Source organism: Halegenticoccus tardaugens (assembly GCF_004116405.1).
Classification (GTDB): domain Archaea; phylum Halobacteriota; class Halobacteria; order Halobacteriales; family Haloferacaceae; genus Halegenticoccus; species Halegenticoccus tardaugens.
The window spans coordinates 407,361-424,668 of record NZ_SDIC01000002.1 but is presented as its reverse complement, the minus strand read 5'-3'; the positions used below and the strand labels follow the sequence as shown (position 1 = coordinate 424,668).

The window sequence follows — 17,308 nt, the reverse complement described above, 5'->3', positions numbered from 1 at the left end:
CGAGCACGTTTACAAAATCGGTAGACGACGAGAAACGGATGTGGCACATGCGACGCCTTCGAAGATCCGGATGACGAAGATCACACGAGTCGAGGGTTCCCAGGTCTACAGGAGAAGACTGTGGAGGAGCACAGTATTACTACGTATCCCGCGGAATAACGAGTTTCTTCAGTCCCTCGGCGTTCTCCATCCGTTCGAACGCCGAAGGAAGGTCATTGAGCGAGAGGCGCTCGGTGATCAGCCTCTCGGCGTCGACCCGTCCGTATCTAAGCATCGTCACCGCACGCTCGAAGTCTTCAGTGGTGAGCGAGTACGATCCCCGGTAGCCAACCTCATCGAAGAAGATATCGAAGGGGCTGACCTCCATGACGGCCTCTCGGTCCGGAACACCAAAGATGAGCGTCGTTCCGCCGCTCGCGGTCACCTCGTTTGCCTGTTCGATCGTTGAAACGCCCCCGATCGCCTCGACGCCGACGTCAACGCAGCCTCCCGCAGCTTCTTTGATGGCTGCGACCGGATCTGACTCTACGGGGTCAACGACCTCGTCTGCACCGAGTTCGGCGGCGTGTTTTCGGCGCTCGACGTCGAGTTCGGAGACGACGATGGGACTGGCCCCCGCGTTGCGGAACGACTGTATCAACAGGAGACCGATAGGGCCGGCTCCGATAATAGCGACGCTATCCCCCTGTGTGAGATCTACCTGATCGACGCCGTGGATACAACAGGCGAGCGGCTCGGCCAAGGCGGCCCGTTCGAAGGACATTTCACCGATATTCTCGACGTTGGTAGCGGGTACGCGAACGTATTCCGCGAACGCCCCGTCGAGGATGGTATCGCCAGCACCGCCGAGGGTCGTGTTGTTCTCACAGAGGTGCGTCTCGCCCCGCTTGCAGTACGAACAGACGTTACACGGGACCGTCGGGTTAACGGCGACGCGGTCGCCTACGCCCACGTACGATACTCCTTCGCCAACCGCGACGACTTCGCCGGCGCTCTCATGTCCGAGCACCAGCGGCGTCTCCACGGGGAAAGAGCCGTGATACATGTGATAATCTGTCATGCAGACGCCGCAGGCACCGACCTGAACCAGCACTTCGTTTGCCCTCGGTTCCGGCCGATCGCGGTCTTGTACCGCGATTTCACCGATATCTGTCAGCGTCGTCGCGCGCATCAGCGTTCACTCTCCTTCAACTGGTCGTCATTGAGCGCTGCGTTTCGGTTCGTGTCGTAGGCGCATTGGGCGTCGGGTTTCATACGATGTGGCTGCTGTGTGGGTGTTATCTGACTGTCGCGGTGTCTCAGTCCGAATTGGGGCGGTCCTTCGACGTCGCGTCGTTGATCGGCCCACAGTACGGAGTGAAGTCGCACTCGGTTCCCATCGATTCCGTCTCATGAGTAGGTGTTCGGACGGCTATTAAAACCTTGCTACGATCGAATTCCGGGGGAACGTAACGAGTATGACTGATGGACAGTTTTATTATCGATGGCTAATTCACTAGGCTAGAGGTTGACTCCCATGACCGGCGAACTACCCTGTTTTACTCGGCCTTGCGGCCTCACTGAGGACAGAATTTCCCGTTTCCAAAGACGCGCTGTGCCTTAATAAACTTACTGCGATCCAGATCGGAACCGCAGAGAGCCCGACGATTCAAGTATTCGCTCACACGTAACGCTGGTATGAAAATCACCGATTACGAGTTGTTCGCTGTCCCCCCGCGGTGGCTGTTACTCAAGGTAGAGACGAACGAGGGAACGGCCGGGTGGGGAGAGCCGATCGTCCAGGGTCGGCTCGAAACCGTCAGGGCGGCCGTCGCCGAACTGCTGGAGGTGTATCTCATCGGGGCGGATCCACTTCGGACGGAGTATCACTGGCGGAAGCTCTACCAGAGCGGCTACTTTCGCGGCGGGCCGATTCTGATGAGCGCACTCGCTGGAATTGATCAGGCGCTCTGGGACATCAAGGGACGTCACTACGGGGCGCCGATTCACGAACTGCTCGGCGGACACGTCCGCGACCGTATGCTCGTCTACCAGTGGCTGGGTGGAAGCGACCCCGACGATACCGCCGCGTCGGCCCGTCAGGATTTGGATCGGGGGTATCGTGCGTTCAAGCTCAACTTCGTCCGCGAGTTCCGACCGCTGGAGACGGCGGCGGCCATGGATCGGGCCGTCAAACGGGTGTCGGCTGTCCGGGACGCTCTTGGTGACGACGTCTATCTCGGCGTCGACTTTCACGGTCGCGTCTCGAAGCCGATGGCTACCGAACTCGTTAGACGACTTGAACCGTACGACCTGATGTTCATCGATCAGCCGTTACTCCCGGAGCATGCCGACGGCTTTCGGCGCATCAGCGAACAAACGCGTATCCCGATCGCCACCGGCGAACGACTGTATTCGCGGTACGATTTCAAGCGGTTGTTCGTCGACGAAGCGGTTTCGGTCATCCAACCCGACGTCACCCACGTCGGAGGAATCAGTGAGATGAAGAAGGTGGCTTCGATGGCCGAATCCTTCGACGTCGCCGTCATCCCGCATTGCCCCCTGAGCCCCGTCGCCTTCGCCGCCAGCCTTCAGGTGGGCTTTTGCTCACAGAACGTCATAATGCAGGAACAGGACCTCGGGCTGCACGATTCAGAATCGAGTCAACGACTCGCTCTCCTCAAAGACCCCGAGACGTTCCGGTTCGAGGACGGTTACGTCGACCGCCCGACGGGCCCCGGTCTCGGGATTGAAATCGACGAAGCGTATCTTCGCGAGCAGGCTCGGACGCAGGTCAACTGGTACAGTCCACTCTGGCACCACGAGGATGGTAGCGTTGCCGAATGGTGATTGCAACGGATAGATTCGGGATGGGTAGCGGCGGTATCGACGTTTCGCTCGTTCCGAATTATCGAGCCGACTCGCCGTCCTCGGCCAAGCTTCCCCGTACATTTTAGTAGCCGCCCTTCCTGTCCTCAGCCATGCAAACTGCGGTGTTAGTCGAGCCTACCCAGTTCGAATTGCAGGAACGCGACCGGCCATCGCCCGGTCCAGACGACGTTCTCGTGGCTATCCACAAAGTGGGTATCTGTGGGTCGGACATCCACTACTACGAACACGGCCGCATCGGTGACTACGTCGTCGAGGAGCCGCTCATCCTCGGGCACGAAAGCGCGGGCGAAGTCGTCGACGTCGGGGGAAACGTCACCGACCTCGCCGCTGGCGACCGGGTCGCTCTCGAACCTGGCATCCCGTGTCGCAGGTGCGCCCACTGCAAACGTGGTGAGTACCACCTCTGTGAGGACGTGCGGTTCATGGCGACGCCGCCCCACGACGGCGCGTTCGCCGAGTACGTCTCCTGGCCAGCCGACTTCGCCTATGAGCTCCCAGAAAACGTCTCGACCGTCGAAGGGGCGCTCTGTGAACCCCTCTCGGTCGGCATCCACGCCAGCCGTCGGGGCGGCGTCGGCAGAGGCGACACCGTCCTGGTCACCGGAGCGGGTCCCATCGGTCTACTGGTGATGGAAGCCGCCCGCGCAGCGGGCGCGACGGACGTCATCGTGACCGACGTCGTCCCGGAGAAACTCAAATTGGCTCGAGAGCGAGGGGCCGATCTGGCCGTCGACGTTTCCGAGAAGGACCTCGTGGATCACGTTGGGGAGTACACCGACGGCGTCGGCGCGGACGTCGTGATCGAGGCGTCCGGGGCGAAGTCGTCCATCCGGTCGACTATCGACGCCGTCCGGAGGGGCGGAACGGTCGTGCTCGTCGGATTGGCCACCGAGGCGTCGGTTCCGTTCGACGTTCTGGAAGTGATCGACAACGAGATCGACGTTCTCGGCTCGTTCCGGTACAAGAACACCTACGACGCGGCGGTCGACCTGTTAGCCGACGGCGTCGTCGACGTCGATGAGATCGTCGACTTCACGGTTCCGCTCACCGATATCGATCGTGCGTTCCGACGGTCGATGGAGCCCTCGATCGTGAAGGGAATGATATCGATCGACGATACGCTGTCCAAGTAGCCCGATTCGGTGAATTGACCCACTAAAGAGACCCTCTGTAGGTAGTCCCGTCGATAAATTCCAAATACTTGCGATCGACAACGCAGATAGCCGTGTTGAAAACGAGCGTTCTCGTCTCGTTCTTTGGAGAGAATTCATGTACGGCTGAATGTCTTCAAAAACCTAATCAAACTATTCACAACTATTTCTGAAAACAAACCCCCATTTCAAGCTAAAAACGAGAAATATCGAGGAATCGACGCCGAATTTTCTCAGACTCTCACACATAAAAATGGTGAGACATGTGGAACTTCGAACAATGTGGAGGTACGGCGAGAAGCTTTCACAGTTCGGAAATGAAGGCAATAATGTGCCAATTAACCCAACACACGAATGTCGTGACCGCGGTTTTTGGCGGAAGAATCGTTCAACAGCGTAGCTCCTCGTATATCGAACAAATAACATTTATCAGGCAGTGGAGAACTGGTGGTCCGGTTGGCATGACTTTTGTATTTGGATTTATCTCTTCACTTCTCCACCACTCCTAGTCGGATCGTCGTTGATTTCGTACGTGGCGATGGCTGCTTCCGAGGGGAACTCGAACAGGAAGTCTTTGGACTGTCCATTGATCCGATCTGCGTTTTCGTTTCGCTCTGGAAACCGCAATTCACACCTCGCGCTCCAGCGCGGGGAGGATGTCAATTTCGTCGTTCTACCGGACTACCGCTACGTCGCGGGCGAATTCGATGGAATTGGAAGACACCAATTCAAGCCGGTCGGGAACCAACATCTAGTATGACCGCATCCCCCACCGATAGACGCGCCTTCCTGAGAGCGGCCGCAGCGCTCTTCGCCGGGGTTGCGTGGAGTTCGAGGGCTACTGGCCGGGCTCGGGCCGACGACATCGTCGAGTTCCGGAGTGGATCGACCGATCGGTGTACACGCTTCGTCGAGTACGAGGAAAGGGACGGAGAAGAGTTCGAACAGTGCGCCGGATCCGACGGGGGATTCACGGAAGAGATCGACGACGACGGCGACGAGGAGCGTGCGGAGTTCGACCGGAACGGGCTGATCCGTCGCCGGACGACCGAAGACGAGGACGGCGAGGAGGAAGAACGGATCTACGACGAGAACGGAACCCTCCGGTTCCGGCGAGAAGAGGACGACGACGAAGAGCGGACGTGGTGGTTCGACGAGAACGGGACGCTCCGCGTGTACGAGAAGAACGACGAGGACGGCGACGACGTCCACCGGATCTACGACGCGAACGGCGCTCTCATCGACTCACAGCGGGACGACGACGACCTCTTCGACGACTGAGGACTGACGCCCTCGCGCGCGAGTTCGTAGATCAGAGCGTCGGAAAAGAAGGATGCGTCGATCGATCAGTCGTCCGCCGGCATCTCGTCGGAGAACAGATCCTCCGGGACGACCCCGACCTGCATGAGCATCGGAAGCATATTGACTTCCTGCCAGGTCTCGACGAGCTTGCCGTCCTCGAAGCGGTCGATCTCGATCCCGGTGACGGTCACCTCCTCGTTCGTCGGCTCTATGGTTCCCATCTCGCCGACGTGCGTGCCGGTTTGCGCCCAACGGACCACGACGTGGTCACCCCCTGGGACGACCTGCTCGATGTCGAGCGGTCCGTCGATGATGGCTGCACCCATCTCGGCCATCATCCGGTAGCCCTCGCGGCCGCCGGGCCACTCGGTCTCTTCCGGCATCGATGGGTCGTGAAGGACGTAGTCCTCGGCGACGAGTTCGTCGATAACGTCGTAGTTGTGGTTCTGCCAGACCTCCTCGAAAATCCGGCGGGCGATCGTCTCGTTGTCTTCAGCTGTTGTCACACTTGGTCACCTCCCGACGTCGCACTTTCTCTACGCTTCTGAGCGGCTTAGCTGTACGTTGAGGTATCGATGCCTGATTGTCGCGTTCTCGAGGTCTAACTCGCTCCGTTCGTTCGACGAACGGTCGAATCGGCTCCGGGCGATGGTTCGATACCTACCGCACCGCCGATCGGAACGACGACCGGTCCGAAGAGCGCGATCGGAACACGCCGTGCGATCTGACCGCGGATGCGATCGACTCACTTGACGCCTTTGAACTACCGAGTGCCCGTCCGGTGGGTCGGTCGATAGACGCCTATCCGAGGTGTTTTGTCGACGCTCCAATCGGACCGAAGACAGTTTGTCGTCAGTTTCCGCCCGCTGCCGCCCGCTGATGCTACCGTTGACTCTCCCCTTCGTCGGGAAATCTCACCGACTCTATGACGATTCGTTTGGCCTCGATATCTTCCAGCAGAGCGCCCCAGCCGCCGATGCCATACTCGCTGTCGTCAGTTTCTAACACGATCGTCGCCTGTCCGGCCAACATCGAGAGTGTCGGCGTCGACGGTCCCGAGCGGTCTGATGCGCTCGCGAAGAGAACGTCGACGACTTCACCTTCGAGTGTGACCTCCCTCCGCTGGCCGGGCTTGCTCCCCCGAATCGAGGCAGTGATTCTGGCACCCTCTCCCAATACGGGTGCGATATCGCGAATACAACTCCGGATCGAAACGTACTCTTCGGGCGGCGAGCCGCTTCGTTTCGTGAAGAGCACGGGCCACGATTCCCAGAGGGCGGCTTCGAAATACCAGTGGAACACGTAGGTGAGCATCGGGTCCTCGAAGACCACGCCGTATTGGTCGATCGGACGCTCGTGTGGCGCATAGCAGGTGAGGTCTCGGTCGACGAGTACGAGAAACGGCGCTGGGAGGTTACGGTGACGCGCTTCGGTAACGGTGTCGGCTAGTGCTGAGTCGGGCGGTAACTCTTCGGGATGATGTGGGGACTCGTTGAACGAGACGGAGACGAATACTTCGTCGGCGTACGCCTCGCGAAGGGCGGGTGAGAGACGCTCGAACTGGGTCGGTGTGAGCGAGAGCTGCACCTGGTTCGTTGCGTTTCGAATCGCCTCTTCCGCTCGCTTGACGACGGTATCGACTCGCTTGAAAACGCTGATCCGATGACCGCCGACGCTCGTTTGCTCCCACCGGTCTTGGATTTCCGCCGCAGTTTCCGAGAGGAGGTTGGCGCGTGACCGTAACTTACTGAAGACCTCACTCGGCTCTCGTGCCCGTACGCTGAGCGAATCCTGCTTAAACGTCTCAACGTACCCCTCGTCTTCGAGATCGCGAAGGACGTCGTAGACGCGCGACCGAGGGATGTCTGCCTTCTCAGCCACGGTTGTCGCCTGTGTCGTTCCTAGCTCCAGGATCGTGACGTAGGCGTTCACTTGGTACTTCGAGAGACCCGCTTCGGAAAGGCCCTTTCTGAGTTTCTCGGTTTCCATCGTTATCTCGGTGTCTTTCCGCCGTTCGAAGAGCATTTGCACCCGATATTCGACGCCTTCGGGGATGACGAACCGTGTACAATTATATTCACTGTAGTAGCAACTAAGGAGCAAAGATTTATATATCTTTACCCTACATGTGGCTGTAGGTCGAGATAGTATGAACGATGATGATGATGGTACGAACGGCCGGACGCGGCGGACAGTAGTAGCAGGGCTCGGTGCTCTCGGAACGACCGGACTCGCGGGCTGTATCAGCAGACTTCGAGGTGGAAGCGGGGGAAACGGTTCACAATCGAGCGAAGGTAATGGAGAGGGCCTCACGTTTTGGACGACGCAAGTCGAAAACGACCGAAAACAGGTCATTCGAGATTTACTGGGGAGATTCGAGTCGCAAAAATCGAGTTCCGTCCAGATGATTTCAATCCAGGAAGACGATCTTCCCACGCGCATCTCGTCGGCACGCGCGTCGGATACCCTTCCGGTCGTCGGTGAATTTGGCCTGTCGCACATGCAGAAACTCGGGAGCAACGGCGTTCTTTCGACGCAAGCGGCCGACGATGTCATCGAGTCGATCGGCAAGGACAAGTTCTACCAGGGAGTTCTCGATCTGACGCAGGGACCCGACGGCGCCCATTTCGCAATTCCGATGCACGGATGGCTTCAGGGCTTTTGGTACAGCCAGAGCGTCTTCGAGGAACACGGTCTCGACAGGCCAACTACGTGGGACAGTTTGTTGACCGCGGCGGAAACGCTACACAAGCCCGATCAGAACCAGTTCGGAATCGTCGTGGGGACGAAGCCGACCTCGTTCGCACGGCAATGCTTCACACCCTTCGCTCGCTCGAACGACGCGCGCGTCTTCGACGAGAACGGCGAAATCGTCTTCGACAGCGAGAAGATGGTCGAAGCTCTCGAATTTTACGCCAGACTCGCCGAATTCACACCGCCTGGAAAGGATTCGTGGGAGACCGCCAACAACACGTACCTCAACGACCAGTGCCACCTCGTCGAATACTCGACCTACCTCATGGGCGACGTCGGCGACAAGGGCAAAGAGATGGTGAAGGACTCAAAGTTCGCGCCGCACATCGAAAACAAACGGAAGAGCTCGTTCGGACAGGTCGTCGCGCTCAACCTCTTCAAATCCTCGTCGGGCGAGGAGTTAAAACAGGGGAAGACGCTCTCGGAGTTCTTCATGACTGGCGATGCGTACATCGACTGGCTTCACATGGCACCCGGCGGCATGAACCCCGTTCTCAAACCGGTCGCGGAGAGCGATGAATACCAGAGCAACGAGACGCTCGAGGCGTGGGGATCGACCGTTGAAGACATCTCTGGTGCGTTCGAGAACATCGAGCGGTTCGGATACGTCAACGGAGAGGTGTTCCCCGAGTTCGGGGAGATCACGAATCAGTTCCACGTCGCCGAGGCCGTTTCGCGAGTCACCGATGGGGAGGACGCTCAAACAGTCGCGTCCGAACAGGCCGAAAAGATGCGCCAGACGCTCTCCGAGTGAGTCGAAATGATCGAATTCGTGATTTACACATGAGTTCAGCCAATATCTCGACGCTACGTGACCTCAGGGAGGGGAACTTCACAATCGAACAGAAGGAGGCCCTCCTCGGGTACCTGCTCATCGCGCCCGCGATACTCCTCGTCGGTGCGGTCATTCTGTATCCGGTCGTCTACAACATCTACCTGAGCTTTACGCAGGTCCCGCTGACGCCGAACGAGTCGCCGACGTGGGTCGGGTTGGCGCACTATCAGGCGCTACTATCGAGCAGCGAGTTCTGGGATGCGCTCGCGACGACCGTCGTCTTCACGCTCTTCAGTGACACGCTGGCGACGGTCGGCGGACTCGCGGTCGCGCTCCTCTTGAATCGGAAGTTCCGCGGTCGACGGCTCTTCCGTGGACTCATCCTGTTGCCGTACGTCGCGCCGCTCATCGCCGTCGCGTTCGTTTGGCAGTGGCTTTTGGACCCGCTCTACGGCCTCATCCCGTTCGTGTTCAGCGACCTTCTGGGCTTGTACGGCGGCGAGATCGATCTCCTGAACAACGCGAAGTCAGCGCTCGCGATGGTCATCGTCTTCGACGCGTGGCGATACTTCCCGTTCGCGTTCTTGATGATCATCGCACGGGTTCAGGCGATCCCATCCGACATGTACGAGGCCGCCAAAATCGACGGGGCGAGCCGATTCGCGCAGTTTAAGGACATCACGCTCCCCGAACTGAAGTACGTTCTCGCGACCGTGTTCTTGCTCCGCTGGATCTGGAACTTCAACAAGTTCGCGGACATCTGGCTTCTCACCCGGGAGGTCAACACGCTGCCGATCTACGCCTATCAGACCGCGTTCGCCAACTACAATCACGGCCAGGCGGCCGCCATCGCGATGGTACTGTTCCTCGCGCTCATGGGGTTCGTCCTTGTGTACGTCAGCTGGATTCTGGAGTGGTAACGATGGTAGGAACGATCCTCTCGACGACCGTCGACGGGTTCCGCTCAGCGTTCGGGCAGAGCCGCATCGAAACGAGTCGGTTCGAACGGGCGGTCTTCTATCTCGCCCTCGTTCTCACGCTCCTCGTCTCGCTCTTTCCCTTTTACTGGATGGTCCTTACGAGCATCACACCGGAGAACGCCATCTACACGCTCCCCCCGTCGTTGCTACCTGGCGAACTGACGCTCCAACATTACCGGAGCATCTTCAGCCCCGAGACGTTCCCGTTTGTGACCTACTTCGTGAACAGCTTCATCGTCTCTGTGATCACGGGCGTGCTCTCCGTGATCGTGGCGACGTTCGGCGCGTACAGCTTCGCCCGCCTCAAGTACAGCGGTCGAGGTCTCTTCTCGCGGGGCGTCCTTCTCGTCTACATGTTCTCAGGTATTCTTCTCGTCGTGCCACTCTTCCAAATCGTCGTCTGGCTCGGACTGGTTGACACGCTAGATAGCCTCGTCATCACGTATCTCGTACAGACGCTCCCGGTCTCGCTCTACATGCTCGGAAACTACTTCCGGAGCGTCCCGCCGGAAATCGAGGAGGCGGCGATGATGGACGGGTACTCTCGGCTGGAGGTGATCTTCCGTATCACGCTTCCGCTGTCCGCGCCGGCGATCGTCGCGGTGTTCATTTACACCTTCATGATCGCGTGGAATGAGTACCTCTTCGCCAGTATCTTCCTGCAAAACCAGGCGCAATTCACCCTCCCGATCGGATTAGAAGCGCTTTCGTCGGGCTTCCACCAGGTCTGGGGACAGATCATGGCCGCGTCGATCCTGACGAGCGTTCCGATCATCGTCCTCTTCGTCTACCTTGAAAAGTACATGGTCGAGGGACTGACCTTCGGCTCCGTGGAGGGCTAACACATGACAGCAGAAACACAATACAAGGCAGAACGTGAATCGCCGGTCGTCGAGGCGGATGCCGCGGGCGTCACGCTCTCGAATCTACGAAAAGAGTACGGCGACGTCGTCGCCGTCAACGGCCTCTCGCTCGACGTCGAACCGGGGGAGTTCCTCGTCCTTCTCGGGCCCTCCGGCTGCGGGAAGTCGACGACCCTGCGGATGATCGCGGGCCTCGAGACGCCGACGAGCGGAGCGGTCGAGATCGGCGAGGACGACGTCACCCGGACGCTCCCGCAGAAGCGCGACCTCTCGATGGTCTTTCAGAGCTACGCGCTCTATCCGCACAAGACCGTCCGAGAGAATCTCGCGTTTCCCCTCGGGAAAATGGAAGTCGGCGACGATGAGAAAGGGCGGAAGATCGAAGAGACCGCGAGGCTGCTCGAGATCGACGAGCTTCTCGAAAAGAAGCCGGGGCAGCTGTCCGGGGGCCAACGACAGCGCGTCGCGGTCGGCCGAACCATCATTCGAGAGCCGAAGGCGTTCCTGATGGACGAACCGCTCAGCAACCTCGACGCGAGGCTCCGCGTGAACACGCGGTTCGAGATTCGCGACCTCCAACAGCAGCTTGGCACGACGACGATCTACGTCACGCACGATCAGGAGGAAGCGATGAGCGTCGCGGATCGGATCGCCATTATGGAGGGTGGAAAACTCCAACAAGTCGGAACTCCCAAGGAGGTCTACACCGAGCCGAATAACGAGTTCGTCGCCGGGTTCATCGGCAATCCGCCAATGAACTTCTTCGACGTGGCCCCCGGCCCTTCTATCGCGTTCGGGGAGACGACGACGCCGCACGAACTCGAGATGACGCTCCCGGAAACCGCAGAACGGGCTGGGATTCGACCGGAGCACGTCCACCTCCCCAAGTACGATACCGGCCGTGACGGCAGTCACACTCGTGATCTCACGGAACCGTTCGCGTCGGAGGTAGCGGTCGTCGAACCGCTCGGCAACGCGTACGAGATCGAATTTGCCCGGGAGGAAACGTCGTTTGTCGCACGCCTTCGCAGCCTCCCGGAGGGCGTGTCGACAGGGTCGAACGTGGAAGTCGCCTTCGACCGCGACGAGCTACACGCGTTTGACGCGGACGGGGAGGCGATTCGATGAGGGACACCGAACCCCGTGGTTGGATTGCCGACCGGCTCCCCTCCCATCAGCTCGGAGGTGTTCACCGTGACGACGCTTGAGCTCACTGACGTGACGAAGGTCTACGATGACGCACAGGGACGCGAAACGGCGGTCGAGTCAGTCGATCTGACGGTCAAGGACGGGGAGTTTGTCGTCTTCGTCGGCCCGTCCGGTTGCGGCAAATCGACGACCCTGCGAATGCTCGCCGGTCTGGAGACCGTCACCGACGGAACCATCGAAATCGGCGATCGCGAAGTCCAGCACTTGGCACCGAGCGAACGGTCGGTCGCGATGGTGTTCCAGAGTTACGCGCTCTACACCAAGATGACGGCCCGGGAGAACATGGCTTACGGGTTGAAGCACTCGACCGGTCTGACCAAGAAGGAACGATCGGAACAGGTCGAGGAGATCGCGGAGTTGCTGGATATCGTCGAGCTCTTGGACGACGTCCCCAATGAGATGAGCGGCGGGCAGAAACAGCGCGTCGCGCTCGGTCGCGCCATCGTTCGTGATCCGGACGTGTTTCTCCTCGACGAGCCGCTGTCGAACCTCGACGCGAAGTTACGCTCGCGGATGCGAACCGAACTGCAACGACTCCAGACGGAGCTCGGCGTGACGACGGTATACGTCACCCACGACCAGACCGAGGCGATGACGATGGCGGACCGAATCGCCATCATGAACGACGGGGCGCTTCAGCAGATCGACGCTCCCGAGGTCGCGTACGATCACCCGGTGAACGAGTTCGTCGCGACGTTCCTCGGGAGCCCAGCGATGAACACCGTCGAAACGGAGGTCGAACGTGTCGGAGACGCCTACCGCTTCCGGCGAGGCGAGGCCGTTCTGGCGACGGTGCCCGCGGAGAGACTCGATCTCCCGACGACCGATCCCGTAACGCTCGGCCTGCGTCCGGAGGACCTTCGTCTCGGTTCGTCGCGAGGAGCGCCCACGTTCACCGCGACGGTCACCGTCGCCGAATACCAGGGGAACGACAACTTCATCCACCTCTCGGCGGCCGATCAGGCGCTCACCGCGCGCGTCCCGCCCGAGACGTATCCCGAACCGGGGGAAACGGTCGACGTTTCGATCGCTCCGCGAGACATCTATCTCTTCGACGCCGAGACGGGGCGTTCCCTCAAAACGAGGGGACTCACCTCCCGCTCGACTCCGGAACGGCGACTCTCCGCGTCCGAATAGATCGTCCAGCACAACCAAGAACACACGATGTTCACCACTTCACCCGACGATATGCACATAGACGACGCACAGGTAGCAAGCGAACTCGTCGATCCGGCGTTCCATCTCGACGTTCTCGACGAACTGGTTTACCCGGCCGAATGTGGCGGTGCGGTTCCGCTCGCGAGCGATCCGGATAACCGGTATCCCTACGCGTACCCGCGAGATATCGCGTCGATCACGAAGGCGTGGCTCGCAGCGATCGATGCCGGGGTACGTCCGACCGAGTGCTGCCAGCGCATCCTCGACAGCGCCCGATTCCTCCTCGCAGTCCAAGAAGAAAGCGGGCAGTGGCGTCAGCGGTACGCGCTCGACGGAACCGACAAGGGATTTTATCGACAGGAGGACAACGTAGGCCACGGCGTTCGGATTCTCGCGCACGCGATCAGCGCGCTCGACGAAACGGAGAGACTCGACGGCGTCGAGGACTCGCTTCGACGGTCGATCGTCGATGCGATCGACCGCGCAACGGCTCACATCGAATCGGATCTCTTCGATCCGAACGCCCACCTCGTCAAAAGCACCACGAGCATTCACGAGGGCCGGATCGAATCCGGATATACCCTCTGGGTCAACTGTACGATGATCGCGGCCCTCCGCCGAGCGCGCGATGCTCTTTCGCGCGTCCCCGAGGACACAGACGCCCTCGACGAACGACTCAGCTCGTTCGGCTCCCACCTTGAAGCTGGCGTCGAGCGCGCGTTTACGAGCACTCGCGAGCTTCCGCGGCGGTACTCGCCGGACGGTGACATCGACGTCCGACCCGACGTGACGCTGTTCGCCCCCTTCTACTTCAATCTCGAGGACCTCTTCGGCGACCAGCTCCACGGAGCGATCGATCGAGCTTCGACCGCGCTCGAAGATCCCGAGCTGGGCGGTCTACAGCGGTTCATGGGATTCTACGGGGACTTCGACGTCCAGCACCACGGCGGCAACGGTCCGTGGATGCAGTACACCGCGTGGCACGCCCAGTACCGGTTCGCCGCGGGGGAACTCGAACGGGGCGATCGGATCCTCGAAACGATCGCCAGATACGCTGACAGGGAGGGCTACATCCCAGAGCACCTGACTACCCGGACGCGCTTCGAGGCGTTTTTCGACGAGGAGTGGAACACGCGGCGAGACTTCGAGAAGGAGTTCGACGACGCGACGCTCCGGGACGTGTCCTTCGACCTGATCGCCGAAGAGCTGAGCCACATGAAAAACGCGTACCGTGACCTCGAAGCGCAGACCGACGAACGGGACGCCGTCCGTTTCGCCATGCCGCTGGCGTGGTGTCACGCGGAGTTCTTGACCGCCCTCTTCCGTCGCGCGTCCAGCGTCGAAGACGGTGCGCGATAACGCCCATGGGACACCGATATGGCCTCAATCAGGCCGGCTTCCCGACGTCGGACTTCCGCGAGACCTGTGAGAACCTCTCGCGCGCGGGCTACGACGGCGTCGAACCGAATTACACCGGCTCCGGACCGCTGACGTCGACGGCGGGACGAGAGCGACTCGCCGCAACCGCAACGGAGTTCGATCTCGACGTACCGGCCGTCTCCACGACGCTCCACTGGGAGTATCCGCTGTCGAGCGACGACCCGAGCACGCGGCGGAAGGGACTCGAAATCGCGAGGGGGATGATAGACGCCGCGTCGGTGCTCGGCGCTGACGACGTACTCATCGTTCCCGCCGTCGTCGACCCCGGGACGAACTACGAACGGGCGCACGAGCGTGCCGTCGCGTCGGTCCGTGAACTCGTCACCTATGCCGCCGACACGGACGTCAGGGTCGCGATCGAGAACGTTCAGAACGACTTCCTGTACTCGCCGATCGAATTCGATCGATTCCTCGAGACGGTGTCCGACGCCGGAACGGTCGCCGCCTACTTCGACGTCGGAAATGGATTCCGCTGGGGATTACCCGATCGCTGGATCCGCGAACTCTCCGAGTGGATCGCGAAGGTACACGTCAAGGATTGGCTCACCGAGGCACATCGGCCGACGTACCCGCTTCAGGGGGACATCGACTGGCAATCCGTCGCTTCGGCGCTGACCGATATCGGATACGAAGGGTGGATCACCGCGGAGGTTCCAGCGTATCCGTCGTCTCCCGAACGGATGCCGAAACAGGTACTCGAAAACGTGCGACACGTGTTCGAGCCGAAGTAACCCGGTCGAGTAACGAGCAGAACACCAAACGACGCTTTCACACACCCACGACATCACCACACATCATGACTCGATACATCGTCGTCGATCCGCTCTTCGAAGACGTCTGGCCGCTCGTCGCCGACCATCTTCGACGGCATTCCGAGGAGGACGGACCGGTCGAACTCGTCCGGCTTGCCGAACCACGCGAACGGCCGTTAGGAAGCGCGATCGAGGAGCACTCGGCCGCGACGCAACTCGTCTCGCTCGGTGTCGAAGTGACGCCGGCGTGCCTCGACCGGTTCGATAACCTGGAGGAAGCCTTCGTGATGACTGACTCGATGTACGCCGTCGACGAGGAGCGAAAGAGACAGCTAGAGGAGCGCGGCGTCACGGTCCACGACCACACGAACGAAGGGTTCTGGAGCGAATCCGTGGCCGAGTTCGGCATCGCACTCACGATCAACGGACTCCGTCAACTCCCCCAAAAGTACAAAGCGATGATAGAAAGCCACGGTCCGTGGGACCTCGATCAGTTACACAATGAGGTCCCGGGGGCGCGCGGACACCAGTTCGCCGACGACCCGACGTTCGTCAACGGAACGGTCGCCGGCAAGCGTGTACGCGTCGCGGGCGTCGGGAATATTGGGAGTCGATACGCTTCCGCGGCTGACTTCCTCGGCGCGGACGTCGCCGCCTACGATCCCTACGCCGACGAACCGTGTTTTCATCGGACTGGAGCGCGACGCGTCCACGACTTAGAGGAGCTAGTCCACGACGCCGACGTCTTCGCGCCGACGGTTCCACTCACCGACGCGACGAAAGGTCTCATCACGGCCGACCACGTTAATGCGCTTCCCGAGGGTGCTCTCTTAGTGTTGATTACACGCGCCGGCGTCTGCGACATGGACGCGGTGCGGGAGCGCGTTCTCGCGGACGAAATCGCGCTCGCCGCCGACGTCTGGGACGAAGAGCCGCTTTCGTTATCTGACCCGCTCTTGGATCGACACAACGTCGTCCACACGCCCCATATCGCGGGACGGACTGCGGATGCGAACCATCGGTGGGCGGAACACCTCTTAGCGCATTTCACCCCGATTTCGCGTCCCTGATTTCGGTAGCCGACTCTCTCACCGACGGCCTCGTCATCCTAAAATATAGCAGAAGAGAGCAGAACCGATTCGAGCGGCTGAAACCCCGGTTGCGGGCACGGCTTCTGTCGAAGCGAAACTGGTTTATCGTAGTCCGTTTCTCGTTCCGTTGGTGTCTCGTCATTCTTCGAATCGAGTTTCAGACACAACCGACTGGGTTTATCGACACGCTCGATGACAGTATCGACGATCTCAGGAGTATCGAACTCGATAATGCCTTTTACGTGGAGGACGGCGCCTGGATCGAGTCTCTTACCGTTACCGTCGCATCCGATTTCGACTGCGAAGCGATGGTCGACTCCATCTCCGGCGTCGATCTCTTCTCTCACCGTCGGATCCCGAGCGGACCGACTGGAATGGTCGTCGAACGGCTCATCGTGACAGCGCGGGAGTCGTACCCGTTCATTCTCGGACTTCTCCTCCGACAAGAAGCGATACCTAACCGAATCCTCCTGCAAAACGACCGGTGCCGTGTCGTTGCCACTGTCCGCGAGTGGGGGCACTTCCGAGCAGTCGCCGACGACATACAGAACAAGTTAGGGCACTTCGAACTCCAGCGTGTGACACAGATCGACAATCTCGGCGAACCGCTCGATAGCGGCCGCCTCTCTGAAACGCTCATCACGAAGCTCACCGACGAGCAACTGCAATTACTGGAGACGGCGTACAATATGGGCTATTTCGCCGTGCCTCGCCGAGCGTCGGCGACAGACGTCGCCGAAGAACTCGACATCAGCCAATCGAACTTTAGCGAACGGATCCGGACGGCAGAGAACACGCTCCTCGGATTGATATTCGGTGCGAGCAAGGACGACGCGCCGTCGGAGTAGTTACGCGTCGCTGTGCTCGAAGGCTGCCGAGCCGAGATGCTCCCCGCACGCCCCCGTCCGCTTATAAAGAACGATACGTATCACGGCACTTCGGGGGTAGCTCTTTTGTTCTAC

At 60.1% G+C, this 17,308-nt stretch carries 15 protein-coding genes; 12 read left to right on the top strand and 3 right to left on the bottom strand.

From position 1 onward, the window contains the following. Positions 1-139 precede the first annotated feature (139 nt). Positions 140-1,171, bottom strand: a complete 1,032-nt coding sequence (locus C3L37_RS06200) for a zinc-dependent alcohol dehydrogenase family protein (RefSeq protein ID WP_129113740.1) — start codon at positions 1,169-1,171, stop codon at positions 140-142. Between the two features lie 506 nt (positions 1,172-1,677). On the opposite strand from C3L37_RS06200, the gene dgoD reads away from it, so the two are divergent. From dgoD to C3L37_RS06185, 3 genes are all read left to right on the top strand, one after another. Beyond that, on the top strand, positions 1,678-2,829 hold the full coding sequence (dgoD, locus tag C3L37_RS06195) for a galactonate dehydratase (protein WP_129113739.1): 1,152 nt from the start codon (positions 1,678-1,680) through the stop codon (positions 2,827-2,829). A gap of 131 nt (positions 2,830-2,960) precedes the next feature. Further along, entirely contained in the window at positions 2,961-4,004 is a 1,044-nt protein-coding gene (locus C3L37_RS06190) for an NAD(P)-dependent alcohol dehydrogenase (RefSeq protein ID WP_129113738.1), read from the top strand. Between the two features lie 774 nt (positions 4,005-4,778). After that, positions 4,779-5,303, top strand: coding sequence for a hypothetical protein (locus C3L37_RS06185; RefSeq protein ID WP_129113737.1), 525 nt, complete (start codon positions 4,779-4,781; stop codon positions 5,301-5,303). A 65-nt stretch (positions 5,304-5,368) separates the two neighbouring features. On the opposite strand, the gene C3L37_RS06180 is transcribed toward C3L37_RS06185, so the two are convergent. Both C3L37_RS06180 and C3L37_RS06175 read right to left on the bottom strand, forming a co-directional pair. Continuing rightward, positions 5,369-5,830, bottom strand: coding sequence for an ester cyclase (locus C3L37_RS06180; RefSeq protein WP_129113736.1), 462 nt, complete (start codon positions 5,828-5,830; stop codon positions 5,369-5,371). A gap of 376 nt (positions 5,831-6,206) precedes the next feature. Continuing rightward, on the bottom strand, positions 6,207-7,349 hold the full coding sequence (locus tag C3L37_RS06175) for a TrmB family transcriptional regulator (protein ID WP_228546133.1): 1,143 nt from the start codon (positions 7,347-7,349) through the stop codon (positions 6,207-6,209). A gap of 124 nt (positions 7,350-7,473) precedes the next feature. On the opposite strand from C3L37_RS06175, the gene C3L37_RS06170 reads away from it, so the two are divergent. The 9 genes from C3L37_RS06170 (at position 7,474) to C3L37_RS06130 (ending at position 17,194) form a co-directional block, all read left to right on the top strand. After that, a complete protein-coding gene (locus tag C3L37_RS06170; protein ID WP_129113735.1) occupies positions 7,474-8,832 on the top strand; it encodes an ABC transporter substrate-binding protein in 1,359 nt (452 codons plus the stop codon). 29 nt (positions 8,833-8,861) lie between these two features. Beyond that, the gene (locus tag C3L37_RS06165; protein ID WP_129113734.1) at positions 8,862-9,773 is read left to right on the top strand and encodes a carbohydrate ABC transporter permease; all 912 of its coding nucleotides are present in this window, start codon (positions 8,862-8,864) and stop codon (positions 9,771-9,773) included. Between the two features lie 2 nt (positions 9,774-9,775). Continuing rightward, positions 9,776-10,675 (top strand): carbohydrate ABC transporter permease, encoded by a 900-nt coding sequence (locus C3L37_RS06160; protein WP_129113733.1) that lies wholly within the window; start codon positions 9,776-9,778, stop codon positions 10,673-10,675. 3 nt (positions 10,676-10,678) lie between these two features. Then, positions 10,679-11,824: an ABC transporter ATP-binding protein gene (locus C3L37_RS06155; protein WP_129113732.1), complete on the top strand. Its 1,146-nt coding sequence runs from the start codon at positions 10,679-10,681 to the stop codon at positions 11,822-11,824. Between the two features lie 66 nt (positions 11,825-11,890). Next, positions 11,891-13,042 (top strand): ABC transporter ATP-binding protein, encoded by a 1,152-nt coding sequence (locus tag C3L37_RS06150; RefSeq protein WP_129113731.1) that lies wholly within the window; start codon positions 11,891-11,893, stop codon positions 13,040-13,042. 51 nt (positions 13,043-13,093) lie between these two features. Beyond that, complete coding sequence (locus C3L37_RS06145; protein WP_129113730.1) at positions 13,094-14,422, top strand: glucoamylase; 1,329 nt, start codon at positions 13,094-13,096, stop codon at positions 14,420-14,422. Positions 14,423-14,427: 5 nt separating this feature from the next. Next, positions 14,428-15,234, top strand: coding sequence for a sugar phosphate isomerase/epimerase family protein (locus C3L37_RS06140; protein WP_129113729.1), 807 nt, complete (start codon positions 14,428-14,430; stop codon positions 15,232-15,234). Positions 15,235-15,299: 65 nt separating this feature from the next. Beyond that, complete coding sequence (locus C3L37_RS06135; RefSeq protein ID WP_129113728.1) at positions 15,300-16,325, top strand: NAD(P)-dependent oxidoreductase; 1,026 nt, start codon at positions 15,300-15,302, stop codon at positions 16,323-16,325. A gap of 200 nt (positions 16,326-16,525) precedes the next feature. Beyond that, on the top strand, positions 16,526-17,194 hold the full coding sequence (locus C3L37_RS06130) for a helix-turn-helix domain-containing protein (RefSeq protein WP_129113998.1): 669 nt from the start codon (positions 16,526-16,528) through the stop codon (positions 17,192-17,194). Positions 17,195-17,308 lie beyond the last annotated feature (114 nt).